This window comes from Acinetobacter sp. UBA3106, from assembly GCA_002365595.1.
GTDB lineage: Bacteria > Pseudomonadota > Gammaproteobacteria > Pseudomonadales > Moraxellaceae > Acinetobacter.
The window spans coordinates 173,547-198,327 of the sequence record DFAM01000016.1 but is presented as its reverse complement, the minus strand read 5'-3'; the positions used below and the strand labels follow the sequence as shown (position 1 = coordinate 198,327).

General features: G+C 42.1%; 26 protein-coding genes. 13 read left to right on the top strand and 13 right to left on the bottom strand.

Annotated features, from left to right (window positions below):
• Positions 1-84: 84 nt before the first annotated feature.
• A complete protein-coding gene (locus tag B4C48_RS08915) occupies positions 85-1,797 on the bottom strand; it encodes an electron transfer flavoprotein-ubiquinone oxidoreductase (RefSeq protein WP_291355655.1) in 1,713 nt (570 codons plus the stop codon).
• Positions 1,798-1,985: 188 nt separating this feature from the next.
• Between B4C48_RS08915 and B4C48_RS08910 the strand changes: the two genes are divergently transcribed.
• From B4C48_RS08910 to B4C48_RS08890, 5 genes are all read left to right on the top strand, one after another.
• The gene (locus tag B4C48_RS08910) at positions 1,986-2,597 is read left to right on the top strand and encodes a DUF1285 domain-containing protein (RefSeq protein WP_291355653.1); all 612 of its coding nucleotides are present in this window, start codon (positions 1,986-1,988) and stop codon (positions 2,595-2,597) included.
• Between the two features lie 48 nt (positions 2,598-2,645).
• On the top strand, positions 2,646-3,518 hold the full coding sequence (gene murI, locus B4C48_RS08905; protein WP_291355651.1) for a glutamate racemase: 873 nt from the start codon (positions 2,646-2,648) through the stop codon (positions 3,516-3,518).
• Positions 3,519-3,645: 127 nt separating this feature from the next.
• Positions 3,646-4,674 (top strand): DUF4062 domain-containing protein, encoded by a 1,029-nt coding sequence (locus B4C48_RS08900; protein WP_291355650.1) that lies wholly within the window; start codon positions 3,646-3,648, stop codon positions 4,672-4,674.
• A gap of 64 nt (positions 4,675-4,738) precedes the next feature.
• Positions 4,739-5,752, top strand: a complete 1,014-nt coding sequence (hemH, locus tag B4C48_RS08895; RefSeq protein WP_291355648.1) for a ferrochelatase — start codon at positions 4,739-4,741, stop codon at positions 5,750-5,752.
• A 19-nt stretch (positions 5,753-5,771) separates the two neighbouring features.
• Positions 5,772-6,416, top strand: a complete 645-nt coding sequence (locus tag B4C48_RS08890) for an MBL fold metallo-hydrolase (protein WP_291355645.1) — start codon at positions 5,772-5,774, stop codon at positions 6,414-6,416.
• A gap of 34 nt (positions 6,417-6,450) precedes the next feature.
• On the opposite strand, the gene B4C48_RS08885 is transcribed toward B4C48_RS08890, so the two are convergent.
• Positions 6,451-6,636, bottom strand: coding sequence for a hypothetical protein (locus B4C48_RS08885; protein ID WP_291355643.1), 186 nt, complete (start codon positions 6,634-6,636; stop codon positions 6,451-6,453).
• 601 nt (positions 6,637-7,237) lie between these two features.
• Positions 7,238-7,423: a DNA gyrase inhibitor YacG gene (locus B4C48_RS08880; RefSeq protein ID WP_291355642.1), complete on the bottom strand. Its 186-nt coding sequence runs from the start codon at positions 7,421-7,423 to the stop codon at positions 7,238-7,240.
• A gap of 84 nt (positions 7,424-7,507) precedes the next feature.
• On the opposite strand from B4C48_RS08880, the gene B4C48_RS08875 reads away from it, so the two are divergent.
• From B4C48_RS08875 to B4C48_RS08865, 3 genes are all read left to right on the top strand, one after another.
• A complete protein-coding gene (locus tag B4C48_RS08875; protein WP_291355891.1) occupies positions 7,508-8,182 on the top strand; it encodes an SAM-dependent methyltransferase in 675 nt (224 codons plus the stop codon).
• Between the two features lie 7 nt (positions 8,183-8,189).
• Positions 8,190-9,392 (top strand): TIGR03862 family flavoprotein, encoded by a 1,203-nt coding sequence (locus B4C48_RS08870; RefSeq protein ID WP_291355640.1) that lies wholly within the window; start codon positions 8,190-8,192, stop codon positions 9,390-9,392.
• Between the two features lie 83 nt (positions 9,393-9,475).
• Positions 9,476-9,886 (top strand): GFA family protein, encoded by a 411-nt coding sequence (locus B4C48_RS08865; RefSeq protein ID WP_291355639.1) that lies wholly within the window; start codon positions 9,476-9,478, stop codon positions 9,884-9,886.
• A gap of 332 nt (positions 9,887-10,218) precedes the next feature.
• Here the strand turns inward: B4C48_RS08865 and B4C48_RS08860 are convergent, their stop codons facing one another.
• Positions 10,219-10,833, bottom strand: a complete 615-nt coding sequence (locus tag B4C48_RS08860; RefSeq protein WP_291355638.1) for a hypothetical protein — start codon at positions 10,831-10,833, stop codon at positions 10,219-10,221.
• A gap of 10 nt (positions 10,834-10,843) precedes the next feature.
• Positions 10,844-11,626, bottom strand: a complete 783-nt coding sequence (locus B4C48_RS08855; protein ID WP_291355636.1) for a class I SAM-dependent methyltransferase — start codon at positions 11,624-11,626, stop codon at positions 10,844-10,846.
• Between the two features lie 120 nt (positions 11,627-11,746).
• On the opposite strand from B4C48_RS08855, the gene B4C48_RS08850 reads away from it, so the two are divergent.
• From B4C48_RS08850 to B4C48_RS08840, 3 genes are all read left to right on the top strand, one after another.
• Positions 11,747-13,027, top strand: coding sequence for a hypothetical protein (locus B4C48_RS08850; protein WP_291355634.1), 1,281 nt, complete (start codon positions 11,747-11,749; stop codon positions 13,025-13,027).
• A gap of 143 nt (positions 13,028-13,170) precedes the next feature.
• Complete coding sequence (locus B4C48_RS08845; RefSeq protein ID WP_086198476.1) at positions 13,171-13,368, top strand: hypothetical protein; 198 nt, start codon at positions 13,171-13,173, stop codon at positions 13,366-13,368.
• A gap of 111 nt (positions 13,369-13,479) precedes the next feature.
• Positions 13,480-14,433, top strand: a complete 954-nt coding sequence (locus tag B4C48_RS08840) for a 2-hydroxyacid dehydrogenase (protein ID WP_291355631.1) — start codon at positions 13,480-13,482, stop codon at positions 14,431-14,433.
• A gap of 149 nt (positions 14,434-14,582) precedes the next feature.
• On the opposite strand, the gene B4C48_RS08835 is transcribed toward B4C48_RS08840, so the two are convergent.
• The 7 genes from B4C48_RS08835 to glyQ form a co-directional block, all read right to left on the bottom strand.
• Positions 14,583-15,014, bottom strand: coding sequence for a hypothetical protein (locus tag B4C48_RS08835; protein ID WP_291355629.1), 432 nt, complete (start codon positions 15,012-15,014; stop codon positions 14,583-14,585).
• Positions 15,015-15,223: 209 nt separating this feature from the next.
• Complete coding sequence (locus B4C48_RS08830; protein WP_291355627.1) at positions 15,224-15,580, bottom strand: hypothetical protein; 357 nt, start codon at positions 15,578-15,580, stop codon at positions 15,224-15,226.
• Positions 15,581-15,952: 372 nt separating this feature from the next.
• Positions 15,953-16,342, bottom strand: a complete 390-nt coding sequence (locus tag B4C48_RS08825; RefSeq protein WP_291355625.1) for a hypothetical protein — start codon at positions 16,340-16,342, stop codon at positions 15,953-15,955.
• A 78-nt stretch (positions 16,343-16,420) separates the two neighbouring features.
• Entirely contained in the window at positions 16,421-18,355 is a 1,935-nt protein-coding gene (locus tag B4C48_RS08820) for an AAA family ATPase (protein WP_291355623.1), read from the bottom strand.
• 71 nt (positions 18,356-18,426) lie between these two features.
• A complete protein-coding gene (gene glyS, locus B4C48_RS08815; protein WP_291355621.1) occupies positions 18,427-20,493 on the bottom strand; it encodes a glycine--tRNA ligase subunit beta in 2,067 nt (688 codons plus the stop codon).
• 45 nt (positions 20,494-20,538) lie between these two features.
• The gene (locus B4C48_RS08810) at positions 20,539-20,934 is read right to left on the bottom strand and encodes a tautomerase family protein (protein WP_291355619.1); all 396 of its coding nucleotides are present in this window, start codon (positions 20,932-20,934) and stop codon (positions 20,539-20,541) included.
• Positions 20,935-20,971: 37 nt separating this feature from the next.
• Positions 20,972-21,940, bottom strand: a complete 969-nt coding sequence (gene glyQ / locus B4C48_RS08805; protein ID WP_291355617.1) for a glycine--tRNA ligase subunit alpha — start codon at positions 21,938-21,940, stop codon at positions 20,972-20,974.
• 312 nt (positions 21,941-22,252) lie between these two features.
• On the opposite strand from glyQ, the gene B4C48_RS08800 reads away from it, so the two are divergent.
• Together B4C48_RS08800 and B4C48_RS08795 are read left to right on the top strand one after the other, a co-directional pair.
• Entirely contained in the window at positions 22,253-23,050 is a 798-nt protein-coding gene (locus B4C48_RS08800; protein WP_291355615.1) for a transglutaminase-like domain-containing protein, read from the top strand.
• A gap of 251 nt (positions 23,051-23,301) precedes the next feature.
• Positions 23,302-24,402, top strand: coding sequence for an HPP family protein (locus B4C48_RS08795; protein WP_291355613.1), 1,101 nt, complete (start codon positions 23,302-23,304; stop codon positions 24,400-24,402).
• A gap of 83 nt (positions 24,403-24,485) precedes the next feature.
• Here B4C48_RS08795 and B4C48_RS08790 read toward each other — a convergent pair whose 3' ends face one another.
• On the bottom strand, positions 24,486-24,749 hold the full coding sequence (locus tag B4C48_RS08790; RefSeq protein WP_291355611.1) for a PspC domain-containing protein: 264 nt from the start codon (positions 24,747-24,749) through the stop codon (positions 24,486-24,488).
• Between the last annotated feature and the right edge of the window lie 32 nt (positions 24,750-24,781).

Sequence of the window (24,781 nt, the reverse complement as noted above, 5' to 3'; positions counted from 1 at the left end):
AAGATTTAAACTAACTTTCTTTCTAAAACCCAATAAAAAATCCCCTCTAGTGAGGGGATTTTTTATTGCATATTCGGATGCTAATTACATGTTCGGATAGTTTGGACCACCACCGCCTTCCGGCGTTACCCAGGTGATGTTTTGAGACGGATCCTTGATGTCACAGGTCTTGCAGTGCACACAGTTGGCTGCATTGATCTGGAAACGCTTAGAACCGTCATTATTTTCCATGATTTCATACACTCCGGCCGGGCAGTAACGCTGTGCAGGCTCATCCCATTTCGGCAGGTTCACATTCACTGGAATCGAAGCATCGGTCAGTTTCAAATGTGCCGGCTGGTTTTCTTCATGCACGGTATTCGATACAAACACCGAAGACAGACGGTCAAAGGTCAGCTTGCCATCCGGTTTTGGATAGTTCGGCTTGAAGTTCACCGCATCCACGGTTTTCAAGGCACCAAAATCCGTCACCAGGTCATGTAAAGTGAATGGCACTTTAAACACGTTCTGGTCGATGAAGTTAAACGCACCGCCGATCCATTGACCGAATTTGTGCATGGCCGGACCAAAATTACGTGAGTTATACAGCTCTTCTTTTAGCCAGCTGTTGTTGAATTTGTCAGTGTAAGCGGTCAATTCTTTGGCAAAGAAGTCTTCGCCTTCTACCACACGCGCAACCGCCAAGTCACCACCTTTTGCGACACCGGCAGCAATCGCCTCAAATACCGCTTCACCGCAGAGCATGCCGGATTTCATCGCGGTATGTGAGCCTTTGATTTTGGCAAAGTTCAGGAAGCCGGCATCATCCCCAATCAGTGAGCCACCCGGGAAGGTGAATTTTGGTAGCGAGTTAAAACCACCTTTGGTCACGGCACGCGCGCCATAAGAAATCCGCTTGCCGCCTTCTAGATACTGCTTGATTAAAGGATGGGTTTTCCAGCGCTGCATTTCCATGAATGGATACATATGCGGGTTGGTGTAGGACAGATCGACGATCATGCCCAAAGTGACCTGGTTATTTTCTGCATGGTAGAGCCACCAGCCACCTGAAGAACCTGTTTCAGATAAAGGCCAGCCAGCCCCATGCATCACCAGACCTGGTTTATGTTTAGCCGGATCGATTTCCCACAGCTCTTTAATCCCGATCCCGTAATGCTGCGGATCGGCATCTTTGTCCAGGTTGTATTTGGCAATCAGGCGCTTGCCTAAATGACCACGACAGCCTTCAGCAAAAATCGTGTATTTGGCATGCAGTTCATAACCCGGGGTAAAGTTATGCGTCGGTTCGCCATCCTTACCGATACCCATGTCACCGGTTTGAATGCCTTTGACTGAACCATCAGCATGGTACAGAATTTCAGAAGCCGCAAAGCCCGGGAAGATCGACACTTCCAGCTCTTCGGCTTTTTGGCCCAACCAGCGCACTACGTTGCCTAAGGAAATGACATAGTTGCCATCGTTATGCATGGTTTTTGGCACCATCCAGTGCGGAGCTTCCTGTGATTTTTCATCCGACAGCAAGAAATAGGTTTTGTCTTCAGTTACTGGGACATTTAAAGGTGCGCCTTGTTCTTTCCAGTCCGGGAACAATTCATTCATGGCACGCGGTTCAAGCACCGCACCAGAGAGGATATGCGCACCGACTTCAGAGCCTTTTTCCACCACACAAACGGACAGATCATTCAGGTTGTTTTCAATTGCAAGCTGACGGATTTTAATCGCCGCAGACAGACCCGCCGGGCCTGCGCCTACGATTACGACGTCAAACTCCATCGATTCACGTTCGATGTGTTCCATGTAGGACTCCTCATATTATTAGACGGTGGCAACCGCGATTGTTTAATCCGGTGCTGCCATGAGCGTTCTGTATACCCCGACACAATTTTAATATCGTGTCTTTTATATTGTGGGCTAGTATAGTTTTAAACCTCGATCTAGCCAATTGGCTGAATCATATTATTTTTCCGTCAACAGGGTCTTTAGTTATGATTAACCAAAACAATTCACCAAACTCGACGAAAAAAGTATCTACTTCCGATGATAAAAATTTAATAGACATTGCACAATACTTAAAAGATGCACAGCCGGGTCACAAAAGGTCAATTCCCCCTTTAGAGCAATGGCATCCAAAGCTATGTGGGGCAATGGATTTAAAGGTAAAAGCCAATGGAGAATGGTGGCACGAAGGTCAATTGATCAAGCGTCAGGCCATGATTGACCTGTTCTCTAGTGTACTCTGGAAAGAGGAAGGTAAGTTCTATTTAAAGACTCCTGTTGAGCAGATTGAAATTGAAGTTGAAGATGAACCTTTATTTGTCAATCAGGTAGATCAGGTCGAGATTGAAGGTAAACGCTATATCCAGCTCACTACAACCACCCAAGACATTGTAATTGTGGACCAGGAACATCCTGTTTTTATGCGTGAATATGCAAGTGAATTGCGTCCTTATGTACATGTGCGTTTTGGTATTAATGCCTTAATTCAACGGTCTGCTTTTTTTCACTTAATTGAAATGGGACAGCTGCTTGAAAATGATAAAAATGAAACCATTTTAAGCTTACAAAGTGGCGATTTTTACTTGCAATTAGGCACCTGAGGTTTAAGCTTTGATGTTCCAATTCCTTGAACTGCTGAAAGTGAAACTATGACAGCCATTCATCCTATTTATCCTTTAATCGACCCTATGCCTCAGGCACAAGCTGATGCGCCCATCGGGATTTTTGATTCTGGAATAGGTGGTTTGTCTATCGCGCAAGAAATTGCCCGACATTTACCCAAAGAACGTATTGTTTACTACGCCGATACTGCGCATGTGCCTTATGGGCCGCGTAAGGATCAGGAGATTCGTGAACTTACCGCGCAAGCCATCGAATGGCTGTATCGTCAGGGCTGTAAAGTCGCAGTCGTTGCATGCAATACCGCTTCTGCATTTAGTCTGGATTATTTACGAGATTATTATGGAGAAAATTTTCCTATTATTGGTCTGGTGCCTGCACTGAAACCGGCGGTATTGCAAAGTAAATCCAAAACTGTGGCGGTGCTTGCCACGCCTGCAACCTTTCGTGGTCAGCTGATTAAAGACGTGATCCAGCGTTTTGCATTACCTGCCAATGTAAAAGTCATTCCGGTGACCTGTCTGGATTTGGTGCCTTTTGTAGAAAGTGGCGCACAGATGAGTAAGGCGTGTTTAACGACTTTACAGGAAGTTTTACAGCCTGCGGTAAATCAGGGTGCCGATTATTTAGTTTTGGGTTGCACACATTATCCCTTCCTAAAACCTGCAATTCAGTCTATATTTGGTCAGAAACTGACATTAATTGACTCTGGACTGGCAGTTGCGAGACAAACAGCCCGTATTTTGATCAAAAATCAATTATTATTTGAGCAAGATCAAAATAATGGCTTACGTATCGAGTGCCATGTCAGTGGCAATAATGCAGAAAAGTTAAAAACTGTGCTGCAATACCTGATTCAAGATGATTTGACTTGGGATATTCGCAATATTGGTGTTGAATAAATAAAGAAATGCAGCTAGTCTTTTGAAATATATTAAAAAAATATTTATTCGGGGTTGCTGAGTTATATTGTGATTGCTCAGAAATGTATCAGTCGGGATGTAATAAGCAATTGGAAGAGGATAACCAATGCTCGATAAGCGTTATCAGGTTTTTATTTCTACTTCTGGCAGTGAAATGCAGCCAGAACGTATCGTTTTAGCTCAAACTTTAGTGGGCATGGGTTTCTTTTCTTGGGGATTAGAACAACGAACGCCATTAAGTACCGCATTTGCCCGTCGTCAGATTGATGATTGTGACTACGTGGTATTGCTGGTGGGCAGTCAGTATGGTGAACAATCTGTCTCAGGTGTAGGTTATATGCATCTGGAATATATTTATGCCGTTACTAAACAAAAACCCATTATTGTGTTTATGCATGACGACCCCGCATCACGCGATGAGTCTTTACATGATCAAAAACCTGAATTACGTGAAAAATTTCTAGAATTCCGTAAATTATTACAGCAAGAAGTTGATCAGATTTTTACTTACCGCAGCATCCGTGATTTGGAAATGGCAGTACGCTTTAACATGCCACAAATGCTGGAACGCTATCCGGTAACGGGATGGGTTCGGCCGCAAAATACTCAGGCTTTACACGATGAGATTGATCAACTGAAAGCCAAAATTGAACAGCTTGAAACCGAAGTGGGGAAACGGGAAGTAGACCCGTTCCTGTCTTTGCCGAAAGTGTCCATGCATGAACTGTTTTCTTTTGAATATCGTATGCATGCCTACCAAGACGGTAATTTTAAAGAATTGAAAATTCAGAAAAAACTCACTTGGGCTCAGCTGTTGTCTATTTTGGGCACCATGTTTAAAAATCCAACTCCAGAAGAATATTTTTCCAAATGTATCAACGATTATTTAAATGATACAGGTCTGGACGATGCTCGGGCGGAAATGCCACGTGCACATGCCGTTGCCCGTGCACAAATTAATATTCGTGCCTTACACAGTATTAAAATGCAAATGCGTCAAAATGACTGGATTGTCCAGTCAGGCCGAGATGACCGTCAACGGATGCTCTGGCAATTGACCCCTAAAGGACAGAAGCTACTTGAAAGTAATTTGCTGGATAATGATCGCGTTTTTCAATTTAAATCTGCGTTTTAATCCATATAGAGAAAGTGCAGAAAGCTGTTAAAGTAAAGCAGTTTATTTATTTTGGAAGGGTTTGATGTCTTCTGCACCTAAAACGAAAGTCACTATTATTTTGGCCAATTTGGGTACGCCGGACCAACCAACGGTTGCTGCAGTTCGGCGGTTTCTGAAGCAGTTTCTGTCCGATCAGCGTGTCATTGAAATCCCGAAACCAATCTGGCAAATCATTTTAAGACTTTTTATTTTACCTTTTCGTCCCAAGCGTGTGGCGCATGCCTATGAAATGGTCTGGCAGCAAGATTCACCCATGCGTGAAATATTGTTGCAGCAAGTGGCTGCGGTCAAAACTGCCCTGACTAAGCAGTATCCTGAATTTGAATTAAACGTGATTCCAGCCATGACGTATGGCAACCCGGGCATTCAGGCTGCATTGAATAGCTTGTCACAAGATCCGCAAGACCAGATTATTTTATTGCCTTTATTCCCTCAGTATTCAGCTACCTCCACCGCACCTTTGTATGATGCCGTTGCAAAATGGATTTTGACACAGCGCAACTTGCCGGGTTTGTCAATTATTCGTGATTATTATCAGCATCCCGCATTCATTCAGGCCTTAGCGCAAAGCGTACGTGACTATCAGGCCACACATGGCCAACCCGAAAAACTGTTGATGTCATTTCATGGAATTCCACAGCCGTATGCCGATAAAGGCGATCCTTATGCAGAGCGCTGTCGTATTACGGCACAATTATTGGCAGATGCGTTAGGTTTATCTGATGATCAATGGGCGATCAGTTTCCAGTCCCGTTTTGGAAAACAGGAATGGATTAAACCTTATACCGATGTTTTGCTGGAAGAGTGGGGCAAGCAAGGGGTAAAATCGGTTCAGGTGATGAGTCCTGCCTTTTCAGCAGACTGTCTGGAAACCCTGGAAGAGCTTGCGATTCAAAATGCTGAATTATTTAAGTCGGCAGGTGGGGAGCAATATAGTTATATTCCGGCATTAAATGCCCGTGATGATCATATCGCATTGCTCACAACTTTGCTTCACGCTAATCTTGATGCATTAACCCATACATTAGCCCACTAATTTCAGCGAGGTTCTCCCCATGTTACAAGTCAAAATTGTGCCTGTTACGGCATTTCAGCAAAACTGTTCGATTGTGTGGGATGCCGATAGTAAAGAAGCCATTTTGATTGATGCGGGTGGTGAGCCTGAAAAATTAAAAGCCCAAGTGGAAGCTTTAGGGCTAAATGTGAAAGCTTTATGGTTAACCCATGGGCATCTGGATCATGCCGGAGCGGTGGGTGCTTTAAGTAAAGTGTGGGATGTGCCGGTGATTGGTCCGCATAAGGAAGATGCTTTTTGGCTCGACATGATTCAAGAGGTGTCGCAACGTTATGGCTTTCCTATTCCAGAAAAAGTTTCCGTCAGCCAGTGGTTGGAAGGGGGCGAAATCTTGAAGCTGGGAGAGGAAGAATTTGAGGTGCGTTTTGCTCCGGGCCATACGCCGGGTCATGTGATGTTTTATAATAAAAACTATGGTCTGTTATGGACAGGAGATGTGTTGTTCAAAAGATCGATTGGACGCACTGATTTTCCACGTGGCAATCATCAACAGTTGCTGGATTCCATTCAACGTGAATGTTTTAGTTTGCCGGATGAAACGCAATTTATTTCCGGTCATGGTCCCTTAAGTACCATTGGTTTTGAAAAACAGCATAATCCTTTCGTTGCAGGTAAAGCGGGTTGAAGTCTTTCTGTAAAAGATTGATGAGTTCATTTCATCAATCTTCACGAAAGGGCCCACTGCGCAGCTGTTTTAATTCCAGAGCAATGATAATGGCGGCAAAAATAAATAAAATGCCAATCGCGATAATAATGACATCATAAGTATAAATGCCGAAAATCAAGCCAATAATACTGAGGCTGAGAAACAGAAAAAATAAAACTCTTAAACACCAGAGACCCATGGAGCTCTCCTTTTTTTATAATTTTTAAGATTTATAGTTGTTAATTTTTATCTTTATTACACTTTAGGGCTGAGATGCATCACTTTTAAACTGTTGAGTAAGTAAAACAAATTTTATTGGTATTTTTATAGACTCATTATAGTTTAAATAGTGAGCGCCGGTTATGCTTTTTATGTATAAAGGAGAAAAATTTAACATTTAGAAGAGATATTTTTTAATCGTTTTTTTAGATAAATTTTTATTACGTATTGAAAAAAATAAAAACAAATTTAATACAGAGTTATAGACAAATTAACTTTTCCATTATAAAAAAGTTGATGTAAGTCACGTGATTTATAATTTATTCTTTTTGGGGTAGCTGGTGAAGCTCATATTAATAAAAATAGTGCTGTTTATATTCACTTTTTTCATGCTGGCATGTTTAGGTATAGGTTTTTATGGCCACGATGTTTTAATTGAATCGATTGGTATTCTTTTGTTTTTCTGTATTGTTCTTTTGGGCTTGGAGTATAAAAACATGCTTTCCAATCCTTTTGGTTAAGGTGGATTAAAGCATTTTCTCCACCTTTGGATGAGTTTTTACGGCTGATCAAGCAAAAGATTAAAAATCATCTTGTTCGCCACTATTTTCTGCCTGTGGTGAATCTTGAGTCGGCAGTTTATATTCATCATTGGCCCAAGCGCCCAGATCAATCATTTTGCAACGTTCTGAACAAAAAGGACGAAATTCATTGCCTTCCCAAGTGGTCGGTTTGCCACAGCGTGGACACGGAAAAGTACGGGACATCTTATTCTCCGAATAAAAATATGGATTCAATTAGGCAAATACAGTCGCTCTTGCTAGACTTGAGCGGATTTTTATTAGTTTGATCTGATTATGCCAATTCGTCAATTTCAAGCACAGCGTATGCATGCGCCTCGTGATTTTCAAATGATTAGCCCAGATCCAGTTTGTGTGGAAATTGGTGCCGGCAAAGGTAAACATGCCTTGCTATTTTCAGCTCAAAATCCTGAAAAAAAATTGATCGCTATTGAGCGCACACGTGAAAAATATCTGGCCATGCAAAAACAGCATGACCTGGAAGGACAAAGCAATTTACAGGCGATTCATGCCGATGCCATGCCCTGGATTGTGCATGCGTTATTGCCTGCTCAAGTCGAGCAATTTTTTATACTCTATCCGAATCCTGAACCGCATAACCCGGCGCAGCGCTGGTTAAACATGCCATTTTTTGAATTTTTACTGTCACGTTTACAGGTCGGTGGTACAGTCACGTTGGCCAGCAATATTCCTGAATATATCGAAGAAGCCCAGCAACAATTAATTAATGTCTGGAAATTACCTTTTATTAAAGAAGTGATTCCAACTGCATCGGCACGGACCCATTTTGAAATTAAGTATCTGGAGCGTGGTGAATTGTGTCAGCAATTGATCATTTCTAAACCTGAAGGCTATACGACACGTTTTGATGACTTTATGCCTTTGCAAGGGCAAAATCCGGTTCAGACTGTAGCATCAGAAGCTGATGTGAAAAACGCTGAATGAGCCGGTTATGAAAAAGCGTGTTGCGATTATTGGCGCCGGTCCTGCCGGGTTAATGGCTGCGGAGCTATTAAGCCAATATGATTACCAAATTCATGTCTATGAACAAAAACCGTCTGCTGCGCGTAAGTTTTTGATGGCGGGTAAAACCGGGCTGAATATTTCCCATGCCGAGCCAATCGAGCAGTTTATTCAGCGTTACGATCAAGCAGAATGGCTGGCGCCTTGGGTGAAAAAATGGGATGCCAACTGGATTCAGCAATGGATGCAGGATTTGGGCATTGAGTCCTATATTGGTTCATCAGGACGGGTGTTTCCGGTCGAAATGAAAGCTGCACCTTTACTGCGTGCCTGGCTGAAACGTTTGGCTGAACATGGGGTGATCTTTCATTATCGCCATCAGGTATTGAATTTAAAAGGTCAGCAACTGTGTATTCGAGATTTAACCACACAGCAAGACCAGCAACAGGTTTTTGATGCGATTATTATGGCCTGTGGCGCGGTATCCTGGTCGCAACTGGGCAGCGATGGTGCATGGCAGCAATGGTTGCCTGCGCATGACATTGAAGCCTTTCAAGCCAGTAATGCCGGGGTAGAACGTGCCTGGTCCAGGTTTATGCAACCGGTATTTGGCCAGCCTCTAAAACGTGTGGAAGCCTGGGTGGATGACCAAGCCAAAACCATGGGTGATATTGTGATTACCCATTACGGTCTGGAAAGTGGTCTGGTTTATAAGCAAGGACGGGCACTACGTCAGCAGCAAAAAAATGGTCAGGTCATGCAGTTGTATCTGGATTTGCTTCCTGAGCAAAGCATGGAGCAATTGGCGAAAAAATTACAGCCCAGTAAAAAGCAGTCGCTAAGTAATGTCTGGCGTAAGGCGGGGCTGGATGCAGCCAAAGCTAATCTGGTACGTGAACTGGTTGCGAAAGACTTATGGAACGATGCACTGGCTTTAGCCGAGCAGATCAAACATCTGCCTGTTACTTTAACCGGATTCCGTCCTATAGAAGAAGCGATTAGCTGTGCCGGTGGCGTAAAACGTGACGTTTTATCGGAACAATTACAATTAAAGTCCAACCCGCATGTGTTCTGTTGTGGAGAAATGCTGGACTGGGATGCGCCAACGGGTGGCTATTTGTTAACGGCATGTTTTGCTACAGGTCGTGCTGCGGGCGAGGGGGTGCATGCCTATCTGGCTGCGCAAAAATAATAGCGAGTCATAAGGCAGGTTTTGAACTGCGATTTAAAACCTGCTAAGTTGCAGATTCAATCCTTATAAAAAATGCAGCAGTTATGTCTGAACAAAAGCGATATACAGGAAGTTGTTTGTGTGGCGGTTTACGCTATGAAATTCGGGGCGAAATTGGCGATATCGTGCAGTGCCATTGCCAGCGCTGCCGTAAAGCCAATGGCAGTGCTTTTGCCACCAACGCCCCAATTCGAAAAGCCGATTTTCACATTGTGCAAGGGGAACATTTACTGAAAAAGTTCCAGTCCACCGAAACCACCCAGCGTTGTTTCTGTAGTGAGTGTGGCTCGCCCATCATCAGTATTAAAACCGAAACCCCTGATCTGTATCGCTTGAGAATCGGGACGCTGGATACACCATTGCAGCAAAGGCCGACTCAACATATTTTTGTAGCTTCCAAGGCAGAGTGGGATAGCATTTGTGATAGCCTGCCACAGCATGACGAGCGGCCTTAGTCATGGTGAAACCTGTGGTTAAAAGATAAAAGGATCAGTGCTGTCTCATAATTTGAATTTTATTTCAGTACTTAATCAACAGGATGACCTTTTATTTTTAAGTATTTGATATATTTTCACAGCCTTGTCTTTCCTTTAAGTGTTTAAGTCACTTTGTGTAGGCTGAACCCTACTTTTGACAGACCAAAAGTAGGCAAAAGTCTTTATTCCCCATACACAACATCCTGTCGTGATGGGGAATGTGTGGCATCCATGCCACACTCGCGAATCTAACACCTAGATTTCAACTACGGGACAGTAGTGATCAAATGATCCCTTTTATCTACCAAATTTTAGTAGCCAGATAGAGTGCTTTCGGATTTAGCTGCTTCAGCTTTTTTTGTTTCGGCTTTGTTCCCGTCCGGATATTGAGATTGCCAGTGTTCCAGCTGTTCCTGGGCATGCAGAAACTCGCCCAGACCTTTAACCTGGTCCGCCGAATTTTTAATGGGTTCTACTTTTTCATCTTTATTTTCATCATAAAATTTGGCCTGATTCTGCCAGTATTCTGCCATCAAACCCTGAATATAGCGTCCCTGTTCGGTTTTTAAATCCAGTTCTTTGAGCATGGTTAAGGCCGAGTAAATGTTGTCGCGTTTACGGTTATGTGCAAATTCATCAGTGAGTGAACCTTGATCCTCCATTTTGACCAGTTCATCTTCCATTTCGTCACTCATTTCGTTGAAACGCTTGTCGAAGTCGGTCAGTAAGGCAATATCATGCTGATCATCCGGGGTTTGGGGGAAGTTTTTTACCGGTTCGGTAATCAGCTCTTGCATGACCTTGTCATCAAGTTCAATCTTGTCGCTTTGCGATACCGTATCTTGCTTACGATCGCAGGCACTCATCAGTACACTTGAGCACAGTAAAACGGGTAAACCAAAATGTTTGAATTGAAGTTGTATCATGATGGTTCCTCTATTTCTGATCAATTTTTTTAAAGTCATAGGCATAGGTTACATAGGGAAATGCGATTTCATCTTGAGGATGCTTGCCTGTGTACTTTAAAACGATCTGTTCAAATTCAGCTTTTAACTGCTGCTGTTCCTGTTCTGACATTGCAGCGATAAAACTGGTGGAGAGCAAGCGTTTAGAGACGACCTGCTCCACAGTGCCAACATGCTGCTGCTGAAAGGTTTGGGTCTGTTCTAATTGAAACAGCGCTTGCTGTTCAAAGACCTTTTTCCATTCACCGCTATGATAACGCGGGGTATTGCCTTCCAAAGGCTGAATACGGTCAGCCAGCGCTTTGATCCAGTCCACCTGAACATCACGCTGATTCCAGATTAAGGCCAGATGCCCTGAGGGTTTCAAGACTTGATGAATTTGCTTGAGCGTTTCAAGATTGGCAAACCAGTGAAAGGATTGTGCACACAGCACAGCATCTATACTATGGGCGGGTAAAGGAAGATATTCACTGGACGCCTGTAACGTTTCAATGTCAGGATAGGCCTGTTGTAACTGTGCCAGCATAGCCTGAATGGGTTCAATGGCAATGATGTGTGAAGTCAGTTGTTTTAAGTAAGGTAAGAATTTGCCAGTACCTGAACCCAGATCAATCACCTGCGACTGTTCACCCAGTTGGAGCTGATCACGTAGCCAACTGACGATGTCTTGTGGATAACTCGGGCGAACTTGTTGATAAAGTTCAGCAGCAGAGCTGAAGCCTTTTTGAGCAGCAGGATGAAGTGATTGTGTCATATTTTGCGCTTTTTAATCTTCTTGGCATCTATAAAATAACATAGTCGCTTTTCGTAAATAGGCAAGGTGTCTATTTGTAGTATTGATTCTGATATAGGGCCGATTTGCTTCGGTGTGGAAATGGATAAACACATTATTTTTGAAGACGAACAAATTCGTGCAATCTTTCTCAAAGGCTCATCGGATGAACTGATTTTTTCTTTTGGCGATTTAATTACCCGGGCCAAAGGGCTGTCGATTAATGCGGAAAAATCACTGCATAAATATAACTTTAATGTGATTGGCATCATGCCCAAGCAGAAATCCTGGTTCCCTGAAAGTTCGATGCGCGAGATGTTTGCCCAGATTCAGGAACTGATTGCGCCGTTCAAGACCCGGATTGGTTATGGCGGTTCAATGGGCGGATATGCGGTCATCAAATATTCCAACCTGCTGGATTTACAGCGTGTGGTCGCATTAGTGCCTCAGTATTCCATCGATCCTGAAGATGTCGAAGACCTGCGTTATAACATGTTCTTCCATCCTGAACATAATGCCAATATGCGCATTCTGCCACAGGATGTTGCGGCTGAACGCGAGTATATTGTGGTCTATGACCCTTATTGTGCGGAAGACCGTGCGCATTATTTAAAACTTGAACAGGTACTGCCAGAAATTCAGACCCTGAATCTGCCTTTTACCGGGCACGATGCCATTGCGGTACTGGCCAGTTCAGAATTGCTGCATGACTTCTTGCTGCATAAGTTCGATGCCAGCTATTTTTATCGCAAAATCCGTCAGGTAAAAAAGAACAGCAAGTTTTATTATCGCAAAGTCATTGAAAACCTGCTGCCCCGACATCGCAATGCCTTGGGTTCGATTCTGGTGAATAATGATTTGCAGCTGGACAGCCAGTTTTTTGATGCCAAGTTAAAGCACAATTTACTCAGGGAATTGCTGCGTAACAAACAGGTCAGTCATCAAGATTTACTGAAACTGGGCATACAGGTCAATTTACCGCAGGAAAACCGTAGCCAGTTACTGGACTGTTTTGGTCATGGACTGGTATTTAATGTGATTAGCCAGAAGATTGAAAGTTATGCGGCCAGTGCCATTGCCCTGAATCATAAATTTCTGATTCCAATTTTTGCCAAAGGCAGTGGATTGGTACAGATTTCAATGAATGATGAGCGTTTTGTGGTGGCCATGAATGACCGGCAAGTGATGAAGCTGTTCAAGGAACAGGACGCTTTAACAGTCGGTATGCATCCACTGGTGATTAAAAAATACAGTAATTTTTATCTGCTCAGTTATAAGCATTTAAACTTGAGCAATAACGAATATGGCAGCCATCAGTTTGTGGAAGATACTCCGGAAACGGCGCAGTTTATGACCCAACCTGAACAGGTATCTGTACTTTAGCAGACTTGCTCAGGGTTGAGCATGCACAGGGATGTGTTTTCATTTTGCTCACTTGCTTTATCCTTAAATCGGTCTAAGATAGAAATATAAGGCAAGTTCAATTTGCCCAAAATCACATAATAAACAAATAACAGGTGCTAAGGATGAAACTGGATTTTCTACCGGCTGTACTTTTAACCCTGCTGTCTAGCACAGTATCTACTTTAACATTTGCCCAGAGTCCGGATTCGACTTACATGATTATGGGCGGGGGATTGCTTCTGGTTTTTGTCCTGGCAATCTATGTGTTTTATGAAATTCGCAGGTCTATTCAACTGCATATCAACAAACCCACTAAATAGTGGGTTTTTACATTTTTAGTGGCTAAATTTGATTGAAAAAGAATATAAAACTGGCTTTTAATGGCTGGGTATCATTTTTCAATTCATCATTACACAGTCAGGGAAAGCAGCATGAAAGCGGTATTTTTAGATTATGAATCGCTAGATCAACATGATCTGGATTTTGGTGCACTGCAAGACGTGTTTGATGAGCTGTTACTTTTCCCAGCGACTAGCCAGGCGCAGCTACTGGAGCGTGTACGAGAGGCAGAGGTCATTATCAGCAATAAGGTGCTGGTCGATGCTGAAACGCTTCAGCAATGTCCACATTTAAAACTGATTTTAATTTCCGCAACCGGTACAAATAATATTGACCTTGTTCAGGCACGTAAACAAGGCATTGTAGTCTGTAACTGTCAGGGTTATGGCACTGCGGCGGTAGCGCAGCATACCTTAAGTTTAATGCTGGCTTTAGCAACCTCCTTACTCAAATACGACCGTGCTGTGAAGCAAGGCGAGTGGAATAAGGCTTCGCAATTCTGTTTGCTGGATTTTCCCATTATTGAGCTGTCAGGCAAAACGCTGGGTATAGTCGGTTATGGTGAATTGGGTCAGGCTGTGGCAAAACTGGCCGAAGCTTTTGGCATGGAGGTTCTGGTTGCATCCTTGCCGAACCGTCCTGCTGATGCAAGTCGCATAGCTTTTGCCGAACTACTGCCGCAAGTCGATTTTTTAACTTTGCATTGTCCCTTAATTGAAGATACCCGTGATTTAATTGATGCCCAAGCCTTCGATGCCATGAAGCCGAGCGCATTTTTAATTAACTGTGCACGAGGTGGAATCGTCAATGAAGCAGCGTTGGCTGATGCTTTACGCCAGGGCAAAATTGCAGGCGCTGCAACCGATGTACTGAGTGTTGAACCACCTAAAGCGGGCAATGTACTGCTGGCAGAGGATATTCCCAACCTGCTTATTACCCCGCATAGCGCATGGGGCAGTGTAGATGCACGGCAACGGATTTTGCAGCAAATGCAGCAGAATGTGCTGGCCTTTCAAGCGGGACAACCGATTCGACAAGTCAATTAGTCTTTCTTCACGTAAAGAAGCCTCTCTGCAAGAGGCTTCATGTTTAGGACTAGCCTGCTTTCTAAGCGGGTCTTATATTGGTTAATCACTTGGGTTCTGTTGTAGCCTGCGCCGCATGTATTTAAGTAACAGGGCTAGGTAACTGCCAATTAATTATTGGTTGAAGACTCACTTAAGGGATAAGAAATAATCGGTGCGGGTTGATCATTTGGACTGCCAATAATATTATCTTTGGTTTCATTTAATTTCTGATTGACCGTGGCTGCTGCGTGTTGCGACTTTTCTTTGGCGATGGCAGATTTTTCAGTGGCAAAATCTTTGGTTCCTTCCCAGGCATTTTCGACTTTCGGTTTAACTTTGGCAATGCCTTTTTGCGCAGCGGTATCCACCTTTTCTACCGTGTTCTGAACCTTTTGCTGGGCTTTATGACCGAGCACTGTAAAGATATTTGGATTATCGCCGTAAGTTGTCGATTGATTTAAGCTGGCAGTACTGGAAGGAATGGCTGTGCTGGTTTGAGCCCAAAGCGGAGTAGACATCAAGATTGCACTGGTTATTAATACCGTTTTCATCATTTTCATTGTGAGTTTTATTCCTGTTTTGTTTTAGCGCGGGCTTCAATTTATTTCAATATGATCTGTTTGATTTTATTCTAAGAGCGAATTAAGAAGAAAACGTGAAATGTGGCTAAATTCATACAGATTCATAACACTTGAGATGAATCCGTAAATCATTAGGCGAGAAAAAAGCCCATCGAGATGAGCTTTTTCACGATATGTGAGATACGAATTTACTCGTCATCCTTATTGAGTATTTCGACAGTCAATCCTGAAGTTATTCGTCCTGAATAAGTGCCCAGCTCTGCATGAGTTTTACCGTTAATATCCATATTGCTTGGATGTGAACCGTGGCCATCCTTGACTGATTGTTCATTATTAGGAGCAAAATTTTCGGTATTTTCTCGAGAGTTTTCACTCGCAGTTCGAGTTTTATTCATACCTTTTTTAACATTATCCACTTTTTCTGCAGTATTTCGGTCACTGTTTTTTGCTTTTACTTCTGAAGGGGCATTAATGTTTGGGTTGGCGAAAAGGGAAGTACAAGCTAAAAGTGCAGTGCTAATCAACATTGTTCTGATTGTTTTCATAGCTCGATTTATCCTTGTATGATAAAACTCGCGTGTTGTTAACCGAGTTATAAGATCATTATTTTAATGGCTTAAATTGAGCAATTTTGAATTTTTGATTAAATTCACACGTTTTAGCAACAGCGAATTAACAATCTGGTGGGAAATGTGAAAATGATTTTTGGCTATTCTTTTTTAGTTTTTGAATTTTAAATTTTTTTTCAAAAAATAGAAATGAGCCTAGATACAAAGTATTGATATGTAACATTTTAGAATAAATACAGATGAGCGGTATTTGAATGAAAATAAAACGACTGAAGGGCTTTTATTGAAGGAGGCAAAGAATCACCGAATCTATATTGAATCAGTGATTCTGGATATATGAGCCAGGTATTAGTCACATTGTGCTAAAGCATCTTTATGAAAATGATGACGTAGTGCCAGGAAGTTTTTTTGTACTTCTGGAGCATTCAGGTCAAATTTATTTGCTGTACTTGTACCATCTTTGGCAAAGGTTGCTGAACCACCTGAAATAAGGGTTAGACCTTTAAATGACCATTGTTCTACCGACTTGCCTGCTTCTAGGTTGCCGGTAAATTCAATTACACATTTATCAATAAATTTAGTCAGTGTGGCTTTGTTGTTGGCGGTTTCTGGATAGACTTCCAGATTTCGAACCTCTTGTAAGACACCTGTTTCCAGTTGCGGGATTTTAGGCGCAGTTGTACACGCTGTAAGAGCAATACCCGCAAGACCAGTCATAATAAGCATTTTAAGTTTCATGTGATTCTTTCTTGTTGAGTGTTGTTGGTTTGAGTATAGCTAAAATTATAGATTTCATATACCAATTAAATATTGAAACTATTTAGCTTGAAACCAAGCCTCAATTTCGGAAATCCAGCCAGGTTTTGTATCGGGTGCACTTGGTGACCATTCAACATATTTTTGTGCAAATTTAAATTTGACACCGTCTTTATCAAAGAAAGCTCTTAATTGTTGAGAATCTTTAGGTGATAAAGTTAAGCACCACGCAGAACAATAGTCAGGATCGAATACGGCTGTATCAAGAAAATCTAATTTGTATTCATCTTTAAATGTTAAAAGAGTTGTGTAAAAGTTTGATCCATCAAGTACATCTTCTATTTCGGTTGGTACTGTCATTTGATTATCATCAATTTTGACCAATTTAGTAATGTAAGAACTATTACAATTAGCTAAGCGCTTTGAACGTAGATTATTATGCTGTTCATCATTCTTAACCGTATATCTTACAAGTGAAGCATCTGTGTCGGACAATAAAAATATTTTTCCTTTAATTTCAGCTTCGAAATCTTCATATGCTGTTGAGAGATGGTTGTAAAGTTGTTTTATAGCCTTAGCGCCACCAACAGGAACAATTCTTAATTTTTTTTCCCGAATTAATTCTTGTAAATAATAGCTTAAATATATTTTTTCAGAGGAGCCTTCGCAAATAAGCCAGTTATAAGGTGGGTTATTTGTAGCGCTTGTTATAATAGATTGAATTAAATCATTTGTACTCTTTAATCGAATATTAGAGGGAAAATTACCTTTTGATAGAGTTGTTAATTGCTTTATTTGTTCTTTATAGTGGTATAAGTTAACAAGATCAGCAGTATGTGTATCGTTTGTTGACCTTGTGATAACTGTCGTATTTCCATTTTCAATGATGGGAAGAAAGCCATACCAATGTGTTGTTATAAGCAATTGATGGCAATGATTGCTCATTAAATAAAGTTGATCAAAAATATCATAACATGAGGACATGTGTAGAGATGCTTCAGGTTCATCTATTGCCAAGAGTACATTCTGATTCTTTCTGTTTCTTTTTTCGAGTAACTTTTGTGCAATGTCTATTAAAGCCTTCTGCTTTTCTCCTGAACTTAAGCTATTAATTTCAAGCCAATCTTTAGACTCTTTTTTAAATAATTTTCTAATATTAAAAAAAGCTTGTATAACAAGGTCATAAACTTGTTTAGGTTTTAAGTGCTGTTGTTTTAAGCCGGAAGTTCTATATGTATATTCTACTAAATCTTCACTTAAATTTGTAATGTAGCCATTTAACTTTCTATTAATTTCACTAATATCACTTTTAGTTATTAATGCTTCTAGTTCTTGATAAAGATTTTCTCCCATTAATTTTTGAATTTCATTAGTTTCAAGCTTAGTGAATGACTCAGTATCAATTTCTCTTGGGATATAAATGTATTCATAATAACTTTTGACTGTGTCTAATGTATTTTTTAATAGATTGTTATAAATGTCTAATTTATTCTCACTATTAACATCTTCTTTCGATAGTAATATTTCGGTATGGTGAAAAATTGATAAATGAATGTTTTCTTTAAAATCAATACCAAGACAAAATAAATATTTGTTCGTTATATCTGTATATTTAATTAAGTTATCTCTGTGCTCTAAAAATTTTTTAAGTTGTTGTTTCGTCACAGGTGGTACATCAGTTTTCTCATCAGCATGTAGCAAAAAATTGTGCATTTTTTCGATATGTTCTAACTCTTCACTTTTATCAAATAAGGATTTATCTAATAGAAAAATAGGTGTGATACTAGGTAAGTTGGCAGGATCAGGTGTTTGTTTATAAGATAAATTGGGATTAATAGCTTTACCATTAAAGAACGAGTCTAAAGCCTCTAAAATTGAGCTTTTTCCTGCACCATTATCACCTAATAAGGCGCAAAATTTTTCTCCATCACTCAACGGAATATAAGTAATTTTTCTATAAGTCTTTATATTACGTAAAAAGATTCCAATAATCATCACTATTCTTTTATAAACAAAACCCCGCTAATTTATAACGGGGTTTTGTTTAAAATTCAAGCAATTATAGCTTAATGTTGGAGCACCGAAATATCAGCTACTTTGGTAAACAAGTCGCGAAGCTGTGCAAGCATACGTAAACGGTTAGCTTTTAGGTCAGCATCGTCTGCCATCACCATCACGCCATCAAAAAATGCATCCACTGGTGCACGAAGGGCAGCAAGTGCAGACAACGCAGCCGTGTAGTCTTTGGCAGCAAATAATGGCTCAACCACAGGCGTGATTTTCGCAAGTTCAGCAAATAAAGCTTTTTCAGCATCTTCAACCAGGTTTGCTTCAACGACGCTTCCTTCAGGTGTAGCTTCTTTTGCAAGAATGTTGGCAACACGCTTGTTTGCAGCAGCAAGAGCAGCAGCTTCAGGCAATGCACGGAAGTGATTTACCGCATTTACACGCTTGTCAAAATCAAGTGGAGATTTTGGTGACAAGGCTTGAACAGCTTGAATCACATCAACAGCAACACCTTGGTCTTCGTATTTCGCACGATAACGACCTTCAAGGAATGCAACGGCATCTGCCAAAGTCTTGTCGTGATCTTTCAGTACATCGCCATATGCCGCTAAAGCAAGTTTGATCAGGTCTTCAATTGACACATCAAGCTCGTTTTCAGTCACTAAACGTAAAATACCAATTGCAGAACGACGTAGTGCAAACGGGTCTTTAGAACCTGTAGGCGCTTGACCAATACCAAAAATACCCGTCAATGTATCTAAACGGTCTGCAAGGGCAATCGTTGTACCTGTTTTGGTTTTCGGTAAAACATCGCCTGCGAACTTCGGTAAGTATTGTTCACCTAGAGATTCAGCTACTTCGTCATTTTCGCCTTCAATGCATGCGTAGTAAGTACCTGCAATACCTTGAAGTTCAGGGAATTCACCCACAAGTTCAGAGGTTAAGTCGCATTTGGCAAGAAGGGCAGCTTTTTCAGCATCAGCAGGGTTTGCACCAGTGATTGGCGCAAGCGCTACAGCCAATTTCGCAATACGTTCAGACTTGTTCCAAAGCGTACCGAGTTCTGCCTGAAATACCATATTGGCAAGTTTCTCTTTACGCGATGCAAGCGGTTGTTTTTGATCTTGCAAGAAGAAGAATTCAGCATCCGACAAACGTGGACGAACTACTTTTTCGTTACCTTCAATAATTTGTGTCGGGTCTTTCGACTCAATATTCGACACAGTAATGAAGTATGGTTGCAGTTTGTTATCGCTATTGACCAAACAGAAATACTTCTGGTTATCCTGCATCGTCGTGATCAATGCTTCTTGAGGAACCGCCAGGAAGCGTTCTTCAAAGCTAGCACGAAGTGCAACAGGCCATTCAACAAGGGCTGTTACTTCGTCACGAAGATCCGCAGGGACAATGGCAATTGCATTCACTTCATCAGCCAAGGCTTTCACTTGACCATCAATGATTGCTTGACGCTCTTCAAAGTTTGCAACCACGTAGGCTGCTTTTAATTTCGCAAGATATTCATCAGCATTGGCAAGAACGATGGCTTCAGGTGCATGGAAACGGTGACCGTAAGTCACGTTACCTGCTTTGTGATCTTGAATGGTTGCATCAATCACATCGTTATCTTTTAACAACACCACCCATTTAACTGGACGAACGAATTCGGTACGGCTCGCTGCTGAACGCATACGTTTAGCAATCGGCAGGTTGTCTAAAGCAGCTTGTAAAATTTGTGGTAAAAGAACGTCAAGGCTTTGACCCTTAACATCTTTTAAGTAGCACACTTTTTCAACTTTACCGGCCTGGAAAGTAGAAACCTGATCAACGGTAATGCCTTGACCACGCATAAAGCCTTCTAGAGCTTTAGTCGGTTTGCCTTCAGCATCATAAGCCGCTTGTACAGCAGGGCCGTCAAAACGTTTTTGTGTATCGGCTTGTGCGCCTTCTACATTAACAATTTTCAGTGCAAGACGACGTGGTGCTGCATAGGCTTCGATTGCGTCAAAAGCAAGACCGGCATCTTTTAAGCCTTTTTCAGTTTCTGCATGAAGTGCATCGCGTAATTTTTTTAAGCTTTTTGGCGGAAGTTCTTCACAACCAAGTTCAAATAAAACTGTATGTGTCATTTTCAAATGTCTTCTTTAAATGTCGATGTATCAAATTCAGTTGATTTAAACATCAACTTTAAATCCTAAAGGAACATCACAGGCTGCCTGTCCTCCACGGATTCCCCAATTTTCCAGGGGAATGTCACGCACAATAATGGTGACATAGGTCGGTGGAATACCAAGCGGCTTAAGATTATCTACAATACCTTGATAAAGCGCGCGTTTTGCTTCAACAGAGCGTCCCGCAAAGGCATCAATGATAATTTGAGTGTAAAACTCAGGTTGCTCTTGATGCGGCGGACAGGCAAAACGATGCGGTAAATGAGAAAAGAAGCGAATGTGCTTATCCTTTTCAGGAATCTTAAAGTGTGTCACTAAAGCAGATTGAACCGCTTCAATAATGGCAATTTCTTGCTCGACTGTATATTCACGTCTTACTTCAATGGTCACACTTGGCATAGCTTCACTTCCTTTTCATTATTGTTTTATCAAATTGTTAACCTTGCTGTGCTTCTGCTTCAACTTGTGCTTTTAACTGTGCAAGCACTTCATCACGTAGGTGTGGTTCAGCCATCGGGAAGCCAAGCTTCGCACGTGCTGCCACATAACTTGTTGCGATTGAACGTGCCAAAGTACGGACACGTAAAATATAACGCTGACGTTCAGTCACCGAAATCGCGCCGCGTGCATCCAGCAAGTTAAAGCTGTGTGATGCTTTAATGACCTGTTCATATGCAGGCAGTGGCAGTTCAGCTTCAATTAAACGTGTTGCTTCAGCTTCGTAGAAGTCGAACAGTTCGAACATCTTGTCTACTGGTGCATATTCAAAGTTATAGGTCGATTGTTCCACTTCATTTTGATGGAATACATCGCCATAAGTCACGGTACCAAACTGGCCTTTGGTCCACACTAAGTCGTAAACCGAATCCACACCTTGCAGGTACATTGCCAGACGTTCAAGACCGTAAGTGATTTCACCGGTTACCGGGTAGCATTCAACACCACCGACTTGCTGGAAGTAAGTGAACTGGGTCACTTCCATACCATTGAGCCAAACTTCCCAGCCCAAGCCCCAAGCGCCCAGTGTTGGCGATTCCCAGTTGTCTTCTACGAAACGGATGTCGTGAGTCAGGGTATCAATACCAATGGCTTTTAAAGAATCGAGATAAAGCTGCTGGATATTGTCCGGGTTTGGTTTCAGCACCACCTGGAACTGGTAGTAATGTTGCAAACGGTTCGGGTTTTCACCATAACGGCCATCTTTAGGACGGCGTGAAGGTTGAACGTAAGCGGCATTCCAGGCTTCAGGCCCTAGTGCGCGTAGGAAAGTCGCAGTGTGGAATGTCCCTGCACCCATTTCCATATCATAAGGTTGCAAAATGACGCAGCCTTGCTCCGCCCAGTAAGTTTGTAAGGCAAGAATTAAGCCTTGGAAGGTATCAATATGCGATATGGCGCGACTCATGGTCATCCACTTAAAATTAGAGAAAAATTGTGCTCAATTATAAGGACTTTGCAGGGGAGTGGCAAAGGGTTAATGTACGGATACTTTTTTGAAAAAAATAAAACAGGCTTAAACCATACGCAGCATTTAGAGGCTTACTGCGATTTTGGCTTTGCTGGTCGATACAGGCTGATCTGAAAATCAGGCATAAATCAGATGGATGACCTGCTGTTAACCGGAGAATCATAAAGTTCAACGGATCTCATACGATTGTGACCCGAAAATTAATTTAATATTCACGCAATATAATAATGCTTAAAAATAAGGAACTTCATGACCACTTATCAAATTCAATGCCGTTTAAAATACAAGGTCGTGCAACCGACAGAATTTATTTTTATGCTTCAGGCGGCGCATCATCCCGACCAGCAGATTCTCGAAGAACAACTCAGCTTTAGTCTGCCAGTGGTATGGCATGAATTTCAGGATGCTCAACATCAAAACCGTCATGTTCGGCTACAGGTCGAACCCTGTGAGGTTTTTGAAGTGAATTATATTGCGACAGTAGCCCGGAAACCGGGGATCTCTCTGGAGCTTCAGCAAGGTCTGAAAGAAGTGGCCATTCCTGAGCTACCCGATGAAGTACTGCCTTATTTGCTGGCCAGCCGTTATTGCAATTCGGATTTATTACTGGAAATGGCGAAACGCTCCTTTGGCTGGATGACACCGGGCTATACGCGGGTCAAGGCAATTGAGCAGTGGATCTATAACAACATTTTTTATGCTTCTGGCAGTTCTGACCAGTCTACTACCGCTACAGATGTCCTGATACATCGTGCAGGCGTATGCCGTGATTTCGCCCATTTGGGCATTGCATTGTGCCGTGCCTTGGGAATTCCGGCCCGTATGGTGGTTGGCTATGTAGAAATTGAAAAGTTTTCACCTGATTTTCATGCCATTTTTGAAGCCTATCTAGACGGTGGATGGGTGCAGTTTGATCCGACCCGTTTGGCTCCGGTCGAAAATCTCATTCGGATCGGTACAGGCGTCGATGCCAGTGATGTCGCATTTTCAACCTATTATGGTCAGGTCGAGCTGTTAAAAATCCAGCCACTGATTCAACCTGAATGAGCAATTAGGCTGTCTTAAAAAAATTGAACAACTATTTGAGCAGAAGGGTAAAAGGATTTTTCCAAGCAAATGGCTACCGGTGATGAAGCGATTATTCTATAAAAAACAGAATGAATGTTTTTAACTTGAGTGAAATATTGTTTTAAAAAGCATAGATTCGCGAATGGTGAAAAGATGTAAAACCCAGATGCCTTTCATCTGGCTTGGTTCTATAATGCACAAAATTTGCAAACAAGAAGATCAGGCGCACTGTGTTTCACTCCCATCTCGACTGGCTCAATACCCTAAAACCCAATTTCAAGGTTCTTCCCCTTAAAGACCGTCTATTGTGCGGTCTGGGTGCATTACTTGGACTGGCACTTTCATCTTTAATTAGCTGGTGGGTGCTGGGTGATATCAATGCCTGGTATATCGCCCCGATGGGCGCATCTTCCGTATTGTTGTTTGCCGTGCCTGCCAGCCCCTTGGCCCAGCCGTGGAATATGGTGGTGGGAAATAGCATCGCCGGAATTATTGGGGTGACCTGCGCCATGTATATTCCCAATCTGACTGAAGCTTTTAGTGTTGCGGTTGGCCTGTCTATTGTCTTGATGATGACCACAGATTCCTTGCATCCACCGAGTGGAGCCGTGGCCATTACCGCGGTTTTGGGGGGAGAGGCAGTACATGAACTGGGATATCACTTTATCTTTTATCCGGTTTTATTAAATTCAATGTTGCTACTGGTGATTGCGGTCGTGTTTAACCGCTTGTTAGGAAAGCAATATCCGCAGGTTGCCCAGATCAATCAGCGTTCTAAAGACCCGACACCAACCCAAAAAGTCACCATTCAACCGCAGGATATTCAGGCAACGCTGGATCAGCAGACCGAGCTTTTGGATATTAGTGAATATGACCTGCAAAAAATTATTCTAGCGGCTCAAGAGAAAGCCAATGCCCGGGCTGTGAGTCAGTTTAAATGTCAGGACATCATGACTAAAGATGTTCTAAGCCTAAATGAAGATGACGATATTCATTCGGCTTTGGATAAATTCAAACATGTGAATTTGATGAGTCTGCCAGTGATTAATGCCCAGCAGCAACTGGTCGGTACACTGGCTTTATACGAAGTGGTGGAATGGTTTAAGCGTGCAACCGATTTAAGAACCACATGGCAGCGCCAGGTGAAAGATATTATGGTTCGACAGGTGGTGACGGTAAAACCGGAGCAACCGATTCAGGACCTGGTGCCGTATTTTGTTGAGCGCTCATTTAACTATATTCCCGTGGTGGAAAAACAGAAAATGGTGGGCATTATTAGCCGTGCCGATATGATTGCGGCCTTAAATCAGCAGTTAAATGCAGCTGCATAAGACAAAAATACAGGTAAAAAAAGCTACGACTGATTGGGGTAGAAGTCGTAGCATAAAACGCACTCATCAAATTTAATCAGATATTAGCGATTTTGATCCGTATTTACCGTACGAATTGGGTGGTTATAGGCCGGTGCCTGACCAAACATACTATTTTGCTGTTTCGGGATCACCAGCCATAAAATTAAATAAACTAAAATCCCCGGGAATGCTGCGCTCATGACAGACACAAGGACGAAAATAATGCGTAATAAAGTCGCATTCCAACCAAAACGTTCAGCAATACCGCCCATTACACCGGCAATCATGTTCTGGCGCTTAGAGCGATATAAACCAACATTGGCCATTTAGGTCTCCTTAAATGAGAAATTAAAAGTTA